Annotated in this window: 15 protein-coding genes and 1 pseudogene; 10 read left to right on the top strand and 6 right to left on the bottom strand. The window is 37.0% G+C overall.

Annotation, left to right across the window (positions count from 1 at the left end):
* Positions 1–16: 16 nt before the first annotated feature.
* From BMX63_RS09350 to BMX63_RS09340, 3 genes are all read right to left on the bottom strand, one after another.
* On the bottom strand, positions 17–913 hold the full coding sequence (locus BMX63_RS09350; RefSeq protein ID WP_093134586.1) for a 3-hydroxyacyl-CoA dehydrogenase: 897 nt from the start codon (positions 911–913) through the stop codon (positions 17–19).
* A gap of 230 nt (positions 914–1,143) precedes the next feature.
* The gene (locus BMX63_RS09345) at positions 1,144–2,271 is read right to left on the bottom strand and encodes an NADH-dependent flavin oxidoreductase (RefSeq protein WP_093134583.1); all 1,128 of its coding nucleotides are present in this window, start codon (positions 2,269–2,271) and stop codon (positions 1,144–1,146) included.
* A 687-nt stretch (positions 2,272–2,958) separates the two neighbouring features.
* Entirely contained in the window at positions 2,959–3,525 is a 567-nt protein-coding gene (locus BMX63_RS09340; RefSeq protein ID WP_093134581.1) for a nitroreductase family protein, read from the bottom strand.
* A 233-nt stretch (positions 3,526–3,758) separates the two neighbouring features.
* Here BMX63_RS09340 and BMX63_RS09335 point away from each other — a divergent pair, with 233 nt between their 5' ends.
* Together BMX63_RS09335 and BMX63_RS09330 are read left to right on the top strand one after the other, a co-directional pair.
* Positions 3,759–4,601 (top strand): TetR/AcrR family transcriptional regulator, encoded by an 843-nt coding sequence (locus BMX63_RS09335; RefSeq protein WP_093134578.1) that lies wholly within the window; start codon positions 3,759–3,761, stop codon positions 4,599–4,601.
* Between the two features lie 89 nt (positions 4,602–4,690).
* Positions 4,691–6,109, top strand: a complete 1,419-nt coding sequence (locus tag BMX63_RS09330) for a DHA2 family efflux MFS transporter permease subunit (RefSeq protein WP_093134575.1) — start codon at positions 4,691–4,693, stop codon at positions 6,107–6,109.
* 85 nt (positions 6,110–6,194) lie between these two features.
* Here the strand turns inward: BMX63_RS09330 and BMX63_RS09325 are convergent, their stop codons facing one another.
* The gene (locus BMX63_RS09325; RefSeq protein WP_093134573.1) at positions 6,195–6,644 is read right to left on the bottom strand and encodes a GNAT family N-acetyltransferase; all 450 of its coding nucleotides are present in this window, start codon (positions 6,642–6,644) and stop codon (positions 6,195–6,197) included.
* A 246-nt stretch (positions 6,645–6,890) separates the two neighbouring features.
* On the opposite strand from BMX63_RS09325, the gene BMX63_RS09320 reads away from it, so the two are divergent.
* From BMX63_RS09320 to gbsB, 6 genes are all read left to right on the top strand, one after another.
* Positions 6,891–7,682, top strand: coding sequence for an ABC transporter ATP-binding protein (locus BMX63_RS09320; RefSeq protein WP_093134570.1), 792 nt, complete (start codon positions 6,891–6,893; stop codon positions 7,680–7,682).
* Between the two features lie 24 nt (positions 7,683–7,706).
* Positions 7,707–8,225, top strand: coding sequence for a DNA topology modulation protein (locus BMX63_RS09315; RefSeq protein ID WP_093134568.1), 519 nt, complete (start codon positions 7,707–7,709; stop codon positions 8,223–8,225).
* 193 nt (positions 8,226–8,418) lie between these two features.
* Positions 8,419–8,985 carry a choline uptake/conversion transcriptional regulator CudC gene (cudC, locus tag BMX63_RS09310; protein WP_093134565.1) on the top strand — a complete coding sequence of 189 codons (567 nt, stop codon included), beginning with the start codon at positions 8,419–8,421 and terminating at the stop codon, positions 8,983–8,985.
* 33 nt (positions 8,986–9,018) lie between these two features.
* Positions 9,019–9,924 carry a glycine betaine ABC transporter substrate-binding protein gene (locus tag BMX63_RS09305; RefSeq protein WP_093134563.1) on the top strand — a complete coding sequence of 302 codons (906 nt, stop codon included), beginning with the start codon at positions 9,019–9,021 and terminating at the stop codon, positions 9,922–9,924.
* A gap of 524 nt (positions 9,925–10,448) precedes the next feature.
* Positions 10,449–11,918, top strand: a complete 1,470-nt coding sequence (gene betB / locus BMX63_RS09300; protein WP_093134560.1) for a betaine-aldehyde dehydrogenase — start codon at positions 10,449–10,451, stop codon at positions 11,916–11,918.
* Between the two features lie 115 nt (positions 11,919–12,033).
* Positions 12,034–13,242 (top strand): choline dehydrogenase, encoded by a 1,209-nt coding sequence (gene gbsB, locus BMX63_RS09295; RefSeq protein WP_093134556.1) that lies wholly within the window; start codon positions 12,034–12,036, stop codon positions 13,240–13,242.
* Between the two features lie 153 nt (positions 13,243–13,395).
* Here gbsB and BMX63_RS09290 read toward each other — a convergent pair.
* Positions 13,396–14,420, bottom strand: a pseudogene (locus tag BMX63_RS09290) (DUF2332 domain-containing protein).
* Positions 14,395–15,252 (bottom strand): aminoglycoside adenylyltransferase domain-containing protein, encoded by an 858-nt coding sequence (locus BMX63_RS09285; protein WP_245732794.1) that lies wholly within the window; start codon positions 15,250–15,252, stop codon positions 14,395–14,397. The pseudogene BMX63_RS09290 and the gene BMX63_RS09285 overlap by 26 nt, the downstream one beginning before the upstream one ends.
* Before the next feature lie 197 nt (positions 15,253–15,449).
* Here BMX63_RS09285 and BMX63_RS09280 point away from each other — a divergent pair, with 197 nt between their 5' ends.
* Positions 15,450–15,782: a hypothetical protein gene (locus BMX63_RS09280; protein ID WP_245732793.1), complete on the top strand. Its 333-nt coding sequence runs from the start codon at positions 15,450–15,452 to the stop codon at positions 15,780–15,782.
* Between the two features lie 15 nt (positions 15,783–15,797).
* Positions 15,798–16,280 (top strand): GNAT family N-acetyltransferase, encoded by a 483-nt coding sequence (locus BMX63_RS09275; protein WP_093134549.1) that lies wholly within the window; start codon positions 15,798–15,800, stop codon positions 16,278–16,280.
* Positions 16,281–16,511: the final 231 nt, after the last annotated feature.

The raw sequence follows: 16,511 nt of genomic DNA, 5'->3' as shown, positions 1-16,511 counted from the left end.
CTGCCCATTTTTAAAGTTATTTAAGAAAATCAGAATCCAGGAATGATGGGTTTGGATATTTGTAGAAGCCTTCACCACTTTCCACACCAAGCTTCCCTTTATCAAGATATTCCTCTTTAAGGAACTTTGCTAATTTTTTATATAAAGGGTCTCCTGTTTTCTTTGCCTTGTCCTGTACAATATTAAAAGCTGTATTAATGCCAACTACATCTAAAATCGCAAATGGTCCGTTTGGTGCCCCAGTAGCAATCATCCAGGTTTTATCGATGGTTTCCACATCTGCTACATCATTTACAAGCAGTTTTTCTGCCGCATCTAATAAAGGTACAAGTAGAGAATTCAAAATGTATCCAGGCTGCTCCTTATGTAGAGGTAGCGCTACCATACCAATAGCCTTAGCAAATTCAATCACATCATGAAATACCTGTTCATCTGTACCAGGATGCTTCATAATTTCAGCGGTATTATTTTTCCAGATTTCATTAGCAAAATGCAACGCTAAAAATTTCTCTGGACGTCCTGTTTCCTCAGCAAATTGACTAGGTAGAAACGTTGATGAATTTGTAGCAAAAATCGTTTTCTCTGGTGTAACTTTACTTAAATTGCTATAGAATTCTTTTTTTATTTCCACGACTTCAGGAACTGCTTCAATGACTAAATCTGCATTTTCTACAGCCTTTGACAAGTCGGAAGAGAAGAACATGCGATTATAGGCTGCATTCACTTCTTCTTCAGTGGCGTTTAGATTATTTTGGTAGCCACTCTTTAATTTAGTGACTCTTTCCTGAGCTTTTTTAATGGCTTCTTCACTAATGTCGTAAACAGATACAGTAAAGCCTTTAAATGCCGTTTGATAGGCTATTTGACTTCCTAGTACGCCGCTACCAGCGACTGTAATGTTTTTGAAGTTCATTATAATATCCCCTTTGTTTAAATTGGAATCGACTGCTTATATTGTTCTATCCTACTACATTATATACTTATTTTGAAAAAGGAAACAAATGGATCATATCTTCTTACGAGAATAATTTTGTAGACAGGCCTTTTAGTTTCGTGTATGCAATATCCATAAAAATAATAAATGAATTCCCTTTTACAAAAAGGTTCAACCTTTTCTTTTAAAAATGAAGTGTTATTTATTCATTAATGAATTCCAGGGAACCAGCCAGGTGTATTTGTAATGATATTCCATAACGGATCAGGCACAACCAATTCTTTCTGCTTATCCGTATCAAGTTCTGTTATGATTTCCTCTTCTTTTCCTTCCGCAAGCTTTTGTACCCAGTCAGGATCAATAATGATTTCCCGCCCTAAAGCTAATAATGGGACTCCTGTATCAAGAGCATTTTTCGCGTCATCCGCTGTATAGATTGAACCAACACCAATAAGAGGTACACGGTTGTTTATTGTTTCCAATAAATAAGCGATACGTGATTTATTTAAATCTTTAACTCCACGTCTAGGCTTGGATCGATAGTCCATGAGTGAAACATGTAAATAGTCTAACTCTTGATTTGCAAGATTATCTACTAATGCAAGCGTATCATCCATGGTAATTCCGGGCGTTTCCTGCTCTTCCGGTGAAAAACGATAGCCTACAATAAAGGAAGAGTCAGCGTGCTCTTTTACAACACGATTAACTTCATGAACAATCTCTAATGGAAAAGTCATACGCTTTTCTAATGTTCCGCCAAATCGATCTTCTCTCCGATTAGAATGAGGTGAGAAGAATTGTTGAAGGATATAGCCATTTGCTCCATGGATTTCAACACCATCAAATCCAGCTTCAATGGCACGCTGCGTAGTGTCACCAAAAGCCTTAATGATATCTTCTGTTTCAGACTCGCTTAAAGCCCTTGGTGTCGGATTGTCATCCCCTTCAGCTGGAATATTACTTGCACTCACCACATCTTGATTGGGAACTAAATGAGGTGGGCACATTCTTCCACCATGGAAAATTTGAAGTACGGCTTTAGCACCTTGATCTTTAATTCCTTTAGCCAGTTTTTTTAGGCTTGGGATCATATCATCGCTGTCTGCGCCAAACTCCCCAGGAAATCCTTTTCCATTTGGCGTGACATATGTACAAGCAGTAATGACCATACTGACACCACTAGAACGTCGTGCATAGTATTGAACTTCTGCATCTGTTACCGTTCCATCTGAGTTAGATGAAAAGTTGGTCATTGGTGCCATGATTAGTCGATTCTTTAATTCTGTACCGTTGGGTAAGGTGAATGAAGAAAAAAGATTCTCATATTTTGAATTCATATTTGTTGTTCCTCCTTATTACGTGCAACATTGCTTTTTAAAATTTGTAATGGATTATAAGTTACGAGGATTAACAGCCCGCAATATTTCTCATAGTTTAACTAGCAGTCATTGCGGATAAAGAAATCACTAATGAAGTAACGTGGTTTATCTTAAATGAAGCATTCAGGGATTGTACATTATTTTGCTCATGGATTTGAATCATAAACGGCTTCAAAGGAATATATTTTCCAGAGGTCGTTAAGGTATAATAGAGTTGTAGTTTACAGCAGAGTAGAAATCAATCGTACCATGTTCAAAGTAATACCCAGTCCCGCTAAGAGGAAGCTGTAATCTCCATAACCACACGAATTTCATTGTTGCTTTTCATAGGAAGCAGGTAGGATTTGGATTGTATGGGGAAGAGGTTTCAGTGGCCCACAATACCGTTTCAAAAAGAATATATAGTAATAGTAAAATCAAAAAAGAAGCAGAATAGCTGATGTTCTGCTTCTTTTTCTTGATATAGGAAATGATAAATGAGAGCTCAGTCAATAAAATTCAGGAATGCCATGTTCATCTCCAACAAAAACATCTTTACCTTCGAACGATACGACTCCAGCTTAAGTTCGTTGTGTTGCTTCTATCTCCTATAGCTTTAGTCAATCTGTATATGGCTAAACTGGCGTCTTACCTGATTTTGTTATTTTATTCAAATTTCCCTTCAAATACTGATTCCTTCACAGGACGTCGCTCAGATCGTTGTTCTCGTTTTTGCAGGTCTTCAGGAAGATCTTCTTTTTCTCCTTGATATCCAATCGCAATTAAGGCCTGGATGTCATACTCTTCGGGAATATTTAAGACTTCTCTTGCTTTATCCTTATGAAAACCTCCCATTGGATGGGTGATAAGTCCTTTTTTCCAGGCTTCTAAAGACATATATCCCCATGCCGTACCTGTATCAAATGCGTGAGAACCATCCTCTTTATTTGAAATAATAACAGCAAGTACAGGAGCTTTTTTACACCACTTTAAGTTTCCTTCCATAATAAAAGAATGGAATTTTTCCCTGTCTTCCTGGTTACGGGCGATAATAAAACGCCATGGCTGCATATTCATTGCCGATGGAGCCCATCGAGCAGCTTCAAATACACTCATAAGAATCTCTTCCGGTACCTCTTTTTCTGAAAATGAACGAGGAGACCAGCGATCTAAGTAAATGGAATCAATATCATAATCTGCCTGACGCTGTTGTTTCATTTCTTTTGTACTCATTTTTTAACCTCCTGATAGCAAAAATCCATCAACTATTATAAGTTATTCGTATTTTGCATTCAAAATATTTGTTTAATGAATGTAAGAAAACTCATTGCTTAATCATGATTCTAATCTTACCAATAGCTAAAAAAATCTAGTACATCACCGTTGACAATTTAATGAAAAACCATTAGTATACATAAAGTGACTATTGAGTCAGACAGTATGACTGTTTGGTCTGGAGGGGTTCAATGCCTAAGAAAAATGAGCTCATGAACCGTGCAATACAGCTTTTTTCAGAGAAGGGATTTTATCAAACTTCTGTACAGGAAATTGCAGAAGCCGCTGGTATTTCAAAGGGTGCATTTTATAAATATTTTGACACGAAAGAAAGTTTATTAATTGATATTTTAAAAATGCACTATGAAAACATGATTAAACAGGTTTCTTCGATGAAGCAGGTTAAAGGATTGACCAAAAGAGAAGTCTTAATAAGAAATCTGTGTCATGAACTGGAACAATGGATTAATAACCGGGACTTCTTCACCGTATTATTTAAAAATTTTCCTCCAAGTGAAAATAAACAAGTATCTGAAATTATGAGTAAGTTGAAATCATCATTAATTAATCTTCATAGGGAAATTCTTTTGGATACTTATGGGGAGAAAATCGAACCCTATATAACAGACATCATAATTATACTTGAGGGAATTTTGAAAGAGTATATCGTAACGGTCATTTTTAGTGAAAAAACAGTTGATGTATATCATCTGTCTACTTTTATTTCGACTGTTATGGATTCAATTGTTGAAACACTTCCTAATACAGAACCGGTTTTAACGGATTATTTACAACCAGAAAAACCAAAAGAACGTATAAAGGATTGTTTAAACATCATTGAAGAAAAAGTAAAGGCGAAGAATTTAGAAAAGTATATGGAAGCTGTTCATTTGTTGAGAGAGGAACTGGAAAGTAATACGCCCAAGCCATTTTTAATGGAAGCGTTGATTTCTTACTTAGATCAAGAAGAGTCTATCCATAAAGAAGTTCTTGTTCTTGAACGATTATATAAGAGGCTTATTCAGGAAGGATAGTTATGGTTAGGGTTAGTAAGGTCAGTTAATTTGGCCCACGTTTGTACAAAGTAAATAAAGATAGTAGTTAGAAAGAAGGGTAATGTCTTATGAGTGAAAATGAAAATCAACAAACAGAACAAGCGAATACGGACTATAATAAATGGGTCATTATGATTGTGTTACTGTCTGGGGCTTTTGTAGCTATTTTAAATCAAACATTGCTGGCGACAGCCCTACCTAAGATTGCAGCAGATTTAAAGTTAGATTATAGTGTTGCACAATGGTTACAATCAATTTTTATGCTGATAAACGGGATTATGATTCCGATTACAGCATTTTTAATTGGTCATTTTACAACCAGACGATTATTTATGTCAGCGCTTGGATCATTTGCAATTGGTACCATTATTTGTTCGATTGCCCCGAATTTTTCCATTTTAATGGTAGGAAGAATTTTCCAAGCTGCTGCGGCTGGTATTATTATGCCTCTAATGCAAACGATTCTATTCCTGACCTTCCCTCGTAATAAAAGGGGAACTGCTATGGGGATGTTCGGATTAGTTATTGCTTTTGCGCCAGCTATTGGACCAACATTATCAGGATGGATGGTGGAACATTTTCCATGGAGAAGTTTATTCTATTTAATTCTGCCTATAATCGTGATTGATATTTTTGTGGCTTACTTTGTATTAAGGAATGTAACGAAGAGATACTTCCCAAAATTAGATTCATTATCGATTCTCTTATCCACATTTGGTTTTGGAGGATTGTTATATGGATTTAGTGTAGCAGGTGGAGATAAAGGCTGGGCAAATACAAATGTCTACATCTCCATGGCTATCGGTGCTATAGCACTAACTTGGTTCATTGTTAGACAGTTAAAACTGGAAGAACCAATTCTGGAATTTAGAGTTTTTAAATATAAAATTTTCACACTTACTACAATTTTAGGTATGGTTGTCTTTCTAGCCATGATTGGTTCTATGGTGATTTTACCATTATATATGCAGGATATGCTTGGTTTTACGGCATTTGAATCTGGATTAGCACTTTTACCAGGTGCTGCAACTATGGGATTAATGAACCCTGTTACAGGAAGATTATTTGATAAATTTGGTGCCAAATGGCTATCCATTATTGGCTTAACAGTCTTAGTAGTGACCACGTTTATGTTCACAACATTAACAGTAGAAACTACATTTACTTATATTGCTGTGCTCAATGCGGTAAGAATGCTGGGGATTGCTATGGTTATGATGCCGGTAACGACAGCAGGCTTAAATGAGTTACCACTTGACATCATTTCACATGGTACAGCAATGAATAATACGATGCGTCAAGTAGCTGGGGCAGTAGGTACAGCACTTATGGTAACCGTTATGTCAAATACGGTCATCCCATCAGAAGGCTTGGAGGGTGCCGTTCATGGTGTAAATATGAGCTTCATCTTCGCTGGAGTATTTGCTTTTATTGGTTTAATATTGACCTTCTTTATTAAACACAGAAAACCACAATCAGAATCATAAATAATTTAGGGACTGTCCCTCTTTTCGCTAATGTATAAATACAGTAAAGCGGTGAGGGACAGTCCCTAATTTTTTTGCTGTTTATCTAAAAGGACTTAATGACGGCCCTTTCTTTCCCGAACCGGTCCCCATAATCGATAAAACCTAAGCTTTCATATAAAGCGTGGGCATTTTTGTTTTCTGAATGATAGCCAACCACAATTCTGTTCATATTGGGTAAATGGACCATTTCAGCCAGCATAAGCTCGGTTGCTGCTTTTCCAATCCCTTTACCTTGAAATCTTTTGTCGACCATGATTCGATATACCCAGTAGCCGTCAAGCTCTTCTTTTTCTGTGCTGTACATTAAAAACCCAACCACTTGGTTTTGATCATAAATGGCAAATGGCCTTAGAGCAGGTTCAAACTTTGATTGGGCAATCGAAACAGCATTTGGTTCGATAAAGGTATCTTGTTCCTTTGACACTTCCAATTTACAACATTCATACCAGTTGTTTTCATTCAATTCTACAAGCTTTACATTCGTATTTTTCATAAGATTCCCCTTTCAGAATGGGGAAGACGCTTTTGTCAAAGAGACGTAATCCCCTTAAAATTAAAAATAATCATTGCAGTTTTATACATCATGACCGCCTCCTTTAACAAAATTTCTATCCAAAAATATGAATTTTCAGATAGAAATATTATACCATAAGTTTTTTTAATTTGAGGACTTTTCTTAAAAATATTATAGTAAGTAATAAATACACACAAATCCATAATGAAGGGGGAATTACTGGGGATGGTCGTAGAATTAGAGGGTGTTTCTCTCAAACGTAATGGTAAATGGATTCTTCAGAGCATTGATTGGCATATCCAAAAGGGGGAACACTGGGTATTATATGGTTTGAATGGAGCAGGAAAGACGGCATTATTAAATCTATTAAATGCCTATTATTTCCCAACAGAAGGAAAAGTGAAGGTTCTTGAAAAGGAATTTGGTAAAGATCCTTTGGCTGAGTATTTGAGAACGAAAATTGGTCTCGTGTCATCCTCACTTCAGCAAAAATTTTATCCTGATGATAATGCTTTTGAAATTGTACTAAGTGGTGCGTTTGCTTCCATCGGTCTTTATGAAACGCCTACTAATGACTTGCGAAAAAAAGCGATATCTCTTCTGGAAAAAATGGGGTGTCTGGATTATGCTAACCAGACTTATAGCACTTTGTCACAAGGGGAAAAACAGCGTGTTTTAATTGCCAGATCCCTTATGGCTGACCCAGAATTACTGATTCTAGACGAGCCGACAAGCGGACTTGATTTTATTGCGCGGGAACAATTATTAGAAATCATAGAAACCATAGGAACTGGAACACGTTCTCCAGTTATGATTTATGTGACACATCGTATTGATGAAATTTTGCCGATTTTTCATAAGACCCTCCTGCTGAAAAAGGGAAAGGTATTTTTGTCAGGAAAAACTACTGAAATGATTGCCAATCAAACACTCTCTGATTTCTTTGAGATTACTGTGGAGGTAATTTGGAATTATGGTCGACCTTTGTTAGTCAAAAGGGGTGCAGTAAATATTTAACTTGATACAGAAGGAGAGAGATTTATGAAACGTATAGCAATCATTGGGTCGAGCGGTTCAGGTAAATCAACCTTAGCGAGAACATTAGGAGAAATATTGCAAATGGAAGTATTTCATCTTGATCAATTATTCTGGAAACCTGGATGGGTCTTAGCCACAAAGGAAGAGCAGAAACGTATCCAAGATAAGTTGACATCAAAAGAGAAATGGATTTTTGATGGAACGTATACAAGTACATTGGATCTCCGTCTGAGGCAGGCAGACGCCGTGATTTATCTAGACTTATCCAGAATTTTATGTACCTATCGCGTGTTAAAGCGACGTCTGCAATATCATAATAAAACCCGTCCGGATATGGGGGAGGGGTGTAAAGAGAAAATAGATTGGGAATTTTTAAAATATGTATGGCACTTTCCCAAAACCAAAAAGCCTGTAATTTTAAAGTATTTGAAAGAAAAGCCTCATAATCAGCAAGTTATCATTTTATCTTCGCCAGGAGAAATTGAACATTTTATTTATCAAATAAAAGAAAGCGTTGCCTAGGGACAGAACTACTGTCTCTTTTTTTGTGGAGGATGGAATATGGTAACAAATACTTAGATTTAAGTAACTAACAGGATTACAGAGGCTCATTCTTAGTCCATACTGTATTTGACAATATCTCATATTCCTTTATCATTAGATTTGTTAAGAAAAAATTTAATTTAATGAATAGGGTTAAACGGAGGTTTTTTTATTGGATAAACCATCACAAGATGAGAGGGCAAGAGAAAAGCTTGATAACGCCGAGGGATATGTCATCGAGGCCATATCAGAAACGATGGATTTATATGGAGTGACACCAGCAGCCGGTAAAATTTACGCCACGATGTATTTTAAGGACCAAATGAATTTGGATGAAATGCGTGAAGAACTTAGTATGAGCAAACCAAGTATGAGTACAAACGTTCGTAAGCTTCAGCAAATTGAAATGGTCAAGAAGAAGTTTCAGCGTGGTACAAGAAAACATACGTACACGGCAGAAAAGAATTTTTTTCATTCTTTTATGGCATACTTCTGTCAAATGTGGGAACGGGAAGTAAAAATGAATCTTCAAGCCATCCACAAAGCAGAAAAAGAGTTATCTGAGATTATAGAGGATTCTTCGGTTTCTGAATCCATTCGTAATAAAGCAGGGGAAGACTATCACTTGTTAGATCAATCTAAGGTCTATTATCACTGGCTTGAGAAGCTGGTTGAAAGTATTCGTTCAGAAGAAATATTTGAGTTTTTACCAAAGGAAACAGAAGAAAATAAATCATAAATCATTACAATTAGGAGGCGTTTTTTAATCCCTATGTTTTATAAGAATCGAATTCCACTAATCACAGCAATCATTTTCACAATGATTTTAAGCGCTTGTGGAGGTAATACAAAAGAAGAAAAAACAAATACTCAAGAAGAAAGTGCCAGTGATAAGCCCGTTATTACGATGGGGCAGATTAGCTGGGCTGAAAATGTTGCCGTAACAAATATGTGGAAAGTCATTCTTGAAAATAAAGGTTACCAGGTTGAGTTCAATCTTCTTGATATGGGTGTACAAATGTCAGCGTTGTCAAAAGGTGAATTGGATGTGAATCTTGAAATATGGTTACCAGTTCAGGATGCTAATTATTTGGAGAAGTATAAGGAAGAAGTTAATTTCTCTGAAGAAACATGGTATGATAATGCAAAAGTTGGACTAGTTGTACCAAGCTATATGGAAGATGTCAATAGTATTGAGGATTTAAATGATCAAAAAGAAGCCCTGAACGGGGAAATTACTGGCTTTGACTCTGGGGCAGGGACAATGATGGTTACCAAAGATGTCATTAAAAAATATAACTTGGATTATGAATTAGTACCAAGTTCTGAACCAGCTATGTTAACTGAAATAGAGGAAGCAATGGAAGACGAGGAGCCTATTGTTGCTCCATTATGGAGTCCACACCGTATCTTTTCACAATTGGATTTAAAATATCTCAAAGATTCTAAAAAGGTTTATGGTGGTGTAGAAAAAATTCATCATGCTACCCGTCACGGATTTGCGGAAGATTATCCTGAAGTAAGCAAATGGTTTAAAAACTGGAAAATGGATGATCAGGCAATTGGTGAATTAATGACCTATGTGGCTGAAGCAGAAGCAAAAGACAAGGATCCGATTGTCGGAGCAGAAAAATGGGTAGAAGAAAATCAACAGTTAGTAAATGAATGGACCAAGTAGATTAAGCAGATCCTGTTTCTAAGAGGCATGAGGACCTCGTAGCTGGAACTGCTAAACTCCCTGAATCAGGAATATAAAACCGTATAAGGAAACATAAAAGTCCCGTGGTTCTGAAGAATCAATTTGAATGGATGGAATATTCGTCTAATTGATAAAAGGATTACGGGACTTATTACATTTCGTTGTTTATCTTCTTTGATACTGAAAAACATTTCTCGCCGTTGTAGTATGACTGTATTGTTAACAGAGTTAAAAATCGAAATCTTATTAAAAAGATTAAAAAAATTTAATAAGATCTTTGACAGATTTTAAATATTCGTGTTAAATTAATTTTGTTCCAAACATTAAATTTTTTCTTAACAAAATTAACTTTATGGAATCTTGCTCATTACATAAAGAATCTATTAAAGGGTGATGTTTGAACAAGGTTGGGGTGTACTGTAGCTGATCTCCACTAAATATTTAACCCTATTTACAGAGTGTGAGCTAGACAGTCATCTCATCACAGTAAGGAGGGAAATCAGATGGAAACAAAATTACAATTCATTAATGGTGAATGGGTACCGGCCCTCTCAAAAGAAGTAAGAGAAATCATTAACCCATTTAATCAAGAAGTCATCGCCACTGCTGCAGAAGGTAACGAAAATGATGCAAAAAAGGCCATTAAAGCAGCAAGAAAAGCCTTTAATCAGGGAGATTGGCCAAACACACCGGCATCAGAGCGTAGTGCGATCGTGATGAAAATTGCCGATTTCATTAAGAGGGACCGGGAAGAATTAGCTCGATTAGAATCCCTGGATACAGGAAAAACCGTAGAAGAAAGTAGAGGCGACATGGACGATATTGCCGGGGTTTTCCGTTATTATGCAGAATTGGCAGATAAAGATGGTGGGGAGCTTATTGATACTCCTTTACCAAATTCAAATAGTAAAGTCGTAAAAGTGCCAGTAGGAGTTTGTGGACAGATTACTCCATGGAACTATCCATTACTACAAGCATCATGGAAGCTGGCACCTGCACTTGCAGCAGGAAACACACTTGTGATGAAGCCAAGTGAAATTACTCCGCTTACAACGGTAAAAGTATTCGAATTAATGGAAGAAGCGGGAGTTCCTAATGGAGTTGTAAACCTGGTTCTTGGAGCCGGTAATACTGCAGGTGCAGAACTTTCCTCTAACACTGATGTTGACCTTATCTCCTTTACAGGTGGCATTCAAACGGGCAAGAAAATTATGCAGGCAGCAAGTGTAAATGTGAAAAATCTGGCGCTTGAACTTGGCGGAAAAAACCCAAATGTGATTTTTGCAGATGCTGATTTTGATACAGCAGTTGACCAGGCATTAAATGGCGTTTATTTCCATGCTGGACAAATTTGCTCGGCAGGTACACGGTTAATTGTTGAAGATAAAATTCATGATGAATTTGTTGACGCCCTTGTTAAACGAGTAGCTAACATTCGTTTAGGTAGTGGATTTGATGACAATACCCAAATGGGTCCATTGATTTCTGCTGAACATTTAAATAAAGTCATGAACTATGTGGAAGATGGTAGGAAAGAAGGAGCTACTATTGCTGTTGGTGGAAAACAACCAGAAGATCCAGCACTGCAAGACGGATTCTTCTATTTACCGACCGTTCTTACTAACTGCACAACAGACATGAGTGTTGTTCAAAATGAAGGCTTTGGCCCAGTTATTACTGTAGAGAAGTTTTCAACAGAAGAAGAAGCTATTAATCTAGCAAACGATTCTATCTATGGTTTAGCTGGAGGCGTATGGACATCAGATATTGCCAAAGCCGAGCGTTGTGTAGCGAAAATGCGTATGGGAACCGTTTGGATTAATGACTTTAATCTATATTTCCCACATGCACCATGGGGTGGCTTCAAACAATCTGGAATTGGCCGTGAGCTAGGGAAACCTGGATTAGAAGAATATCAGGAAACCAAACACATCTTCCATAATCTTGCACCTGAACCGATTAACTGGTTTTAGAAGTAAGTGTGGAATGTTTACGTCCCATTTACTTGAAAGGGGATAAGAAGACGGATTTCTTGTCTTACTATCTCCCTTAAAAAAATAATCTATGAACATAAGAGGAGGCTATAAAATGAGTTTAAATATGAAAGTAGAACATATGCATAACTTCCATACCTTTGAAATTCCAACAGCTATCAAACATGGTATTGGCGCAATTAAGCATGTAGGGGAAGAGGTGAAAAACCTTGGTGTAACCAAAGCCCTTCTTGTTACTGATCCTGGGATTTATAATGCTGGTGTAACAAAGCCTATCGAAAAGCACCTTAAAGAAGCAGGGGTAGAGGTTGTCCTATTTAACAAAGTAGAACCAAACCCACCTGTTCGTCTAATTGCTGAAGGATCTTCATTATTTAAGCAGGAAAACTGTGATGGACTGGTAGCAGTAGGTGGAGGAAGCTCCATGGATACAGCGAAAGGTATTGGTGTAGAAGTCACACACGAAGGTTCTGTACTTGACTATGAAGCTGCAGAAGGCAAAAAACCTTTAGAAAACCGTATTCCACCTCTTACAACCATTCCAACAACAGCAGGAACAGGTTCTGAAGTAACGCAATGGGCCGTTATTACCGATGAAGAGCGTGAATTTAAATTTAATACAGGCGGACCATTAATTGCAGCTTACTTAACAATCCTTGATCCAGAATTACATGTTTCCATGCCACCACATGTAACAGCGATGACTGGTGTGGACGCATTAGCACACGCCATTGAATGCTACACCATGCATTATGCACAGCCAGTAACCGATTCTGTTGCGTTACTTGCCATGGAATATGTGTCAAAATATCTTCGTCGTGCTTATAGTGATGGAGGAGACCTCGAAGCACGTTACGGAATGGCACAAGCTGCGATGCTAGCTGGGTTATCTTATGGTAGTGAATCGGCAGGTGCTGCACACGCAATGTCTCAAACATTAGGAGGAATCATCCCAGTAGCACATGGTCAATGTGTTGCAGCCATGATGGGACCTGTAATGGAATATAACTGGAAGGGTCATCCGGATAAATTCGCACATATTGCTCAAGCACTTGGTGTTAACACATTTGATATGACAACTGAAGAGGCAGCAAAAGCAGCTGTTAATGAAATGTATCAATTAGTAGAAGACTTGGATATTCCTCCTCTTGAAGAGCAAGGTGTATCTCCTGACATGATCAATCGTCTGGCCAAAGAAGCTATGAACGACCCACAAACAGTTGGAAACCCAAGAGATCTAACCGAAAAAGATTATGTATGGATTTACAAACGCTGCTTTAATCTAGTACCGAAAACGGTATAATAAAACCTTAGGACAGACTCCAATAAGGGGCTGTCCTCACACACCTTAAATGAGAGAAGCATACTTTTTTAGTTTATAAATATTTTCCCACTTAGATACGGGATAGGGGGAGAAGTATCCTAATGACCTCCCAAGTTAATAGAGATTTTTCCCTTATCCCTTTAAATCTATCGAAAACCATCTTCCATGTCCATCTGTTTCACCAATAGTCCTCTTATATTCTTTCCCGCTTAAAATAGTGTCTAAATGAAGATAAGTATCCTGAATATTATTATAAAGGTGAAAGATGTCACGTTCTTTTCCAATCCTGGAAATAGTAGACAAAAGCTGTGATTTGGCTTCATCAGAAAACTGGTTGGCAACATGAGTATGGAAAACCCCAATAAGCATATCACCTGGAATATTTTTTACGATTTCCGGTAATAAAGCTATCCCATCTCCCTCAATGAATTCCAGATTATTTTTTCTTAGAACTTGCGAAGCTTTCTCAAATAATTTCCTTCGTCCGAATGCTCAGGCCAAATAAGTGATTTTAGCCATTGCAAATCCTCATCATTCGTCACATCATTGATATGTAAATCGACCCCAATTCTTTTTAGAACAGGCGGACTTATGGGACGTAAAGACGGTACAGGACCTATGATTTCTGATTGTAAGTGTACCTCCGCTTGCTGATTTCCATAAATTTGATTTGTTCCATAAGAATAACTGTATTGATCCCAGAGTAATTGAAGGCCTGCACTCGTACCAATTTCAATAAGAGCTATTGGTTTTTGGGTTATTTCATACATATAGCAAAAGCATGGATACAAATAAGCGCAACGTCTTACTTCATTTGTTTGCACGTTTTTAGTCTGTAGTAACGGAACGATATCATCCTTAAATTTCAAGCAAAAGTCTTTAAAATGAGGATAACTATGCGCTATATCTTTGGGCTTATCAACGTAACTGGCATAAAAATCGGCTAATGGATGTTTTTTTCCTTTCATTAAAAGATACTGAACTGCTGCAAAAAGTAAATTTGGTACAGGCTGTCCTTTCTTTGTATAGGCGCATAAAGTAAGGATCTCCTCATCCCTTGCTATGTTACTAGATAATTCTTCATATAATGGAGATGTATCATGGCACTGTTCAGCAAAATCCTGAAATCTTTTAGCTGCGTAAGATTTCTTCAATATTTTTCCCTCCCAGGCAGGAATCGGGTTGCTTAATATGCTCTGTATTCAGTTCCTGATTAATTTCTTTCAACATAAATTCAGCAAATTCTATTAACTGGGAATGATCCCAATCGGTTCTTTCATTTTTCCCTGCATAATGGTCCAAAGCTATGTTAATCAGTTCGGTATATGTATCAGGAATCTTTGAAACTGCCCACTCTCCGCCTTCTTTTTTAGAGGCAATCACACCTTTTTTTAAGTAATAAAGCACCCGGCATAAATTGAGTGAAAAATAGATGGGATTCTTGGTGATATTCTTAGGAGCGTCTTCAATATCATTTAAGATGGATTGAATATAATACCCTGGATTAATATCTGGAAAGACTTCAAGATTATCCTTACCAAAGAGTGTAATCCCTCTGTGCTTCGTAACGACACAGTGCGCAGCTAAGTCCGGATCCACATCTCCTTCACACAGAAAGTTTGGATGGTTTTGATAGGTAGGCTTATATAAATCCGAATAGTGCAGCTCAAAAGGTGTTGGATAATGAAAGTCTATGAGATATTTGTTCAATAAAATACTCATTTCCAGTTTGTGTTCCGGGTATTCTTGTTCTAATCGTAATATCTCCTGGATCAGCCTCTTTTTTGTGGCTCTAGAAATTTTGTCTCGTACCACAACTAGAATGTCAATGTCACTATATTCAGGGTGGTAACAGCCCATAGCCAAAGATCCGTGTAAATAGACTCCTACAGGATTTTCCAGTAAATAATTTTGATAGATTTCAACAAGCCGATTTAAAAAGGATGGATTGAACATCTGCTTTCCCCTCACCACTTTATATTTTCTCATGATGATTACTTGCTTCGGGTCCAGCTCAGGATCACAAAAGACCCAACGCTGATTTTTTATCTAGTTTCTCCTATGGTATAGGTTAACATAACTTGGGACTGTCCCCATACCTTTTAAAGGGATAAAGGATTATCATGCAGGTGATTTCGGGGTTTTTGTCGAAAGGTTTAAGAGAGAAATGTTCAAATTAAGGAAAAATGAGGGATGTTTCAGTGTTTGTAAAAGTATATCAGTATCATGTACATCAGGATAAATTGGATGAGTATATAAGAATCCAGGAAAAAGCTGCTAATATTTATGCGAAGTATCTGGATTTTCAAACTTTGTATTTTAATAGTACGGAAGATAAAACAAAATGGATTGAAGTATCCAGGTATAAAAGTAAAGAGGAGTATGAACGTAGCATTCACCTTGTAAATGAGGAGGAAGACATTCATAAGCTATTTCATGAATTTCAATCTTTACTAATAGAAGACAATGAAATCATCGAAGAAGACTTCGTTCAAAAGTTTGAAAAAAGTACATTTTAGTTAGAGGGGATTCAGATGACCTATCAATTCGATGTTATGACACAGGAACAAGCGGAACACATTGCCTACAAATGGCATTATGACGGAATTTATTCCTTTTATGATATGGAAGCTGATCAGGAAGATTTAGCAGAATTCCTCGATTCAAATAAGCGGGGATATTCTATGTTTGCTGTAACGAAAGAAAACGATTTAGTTGGTTTTTTTAGTGCAAATCAAGTGGGTGAAGACAATGTTGATATTGGCTTCGGAATGAGACCTGACCTTACAGGAAGGGGTTATGGGTATCATTTTCTCCAGACGGGTTTGGAATTTGTCATAGAAATATATCATCCGAAAATAATTACCTTATCCGTTGCTACCTTTAATCAACGAGCTATTAAATTGTATAAAAAACTAGGGTTTAAAGAAGTTCAGACGTTTATGCAGAATACGAACGGTGGTGAGTACGAGTTTTTGAAAATGGATTATACCTTTGGTTTAACTGAAAATGAGTAGTTATGAATGATTTTATTTTAGTTCTGTTTTAGGTACTAACAGAGGAAAAAGTACTGTTATTTACTGTCATTCGTTCACTGGTAGGCTCCATTAATAATATATTGCTTTTTCCAATGTTTTTTCCATTTTGGTCTAAATTATAAAGGCGTTTGTCATTCCACAAGTCCTGTCATTGCATCCAAGAAGGCATTCCAGTTCTCCCCTTAAATGTCAGGCAAATTAAGGGCTTCA

This window comes from Salinibacillus kushneri (genome assembly GCF_900111405.1).
Lineage (GTDB): Bacteria > Bacillota > Bacilli > Bacillales > Alkalibacillaceae > Salinibacillus > Salinibacillus kushneri.
The sequence above is the reverse complement of the archived record's forward strand: the minus strand, read 5'-3'. Positions and strand labels throughout refer to the sequence as shown.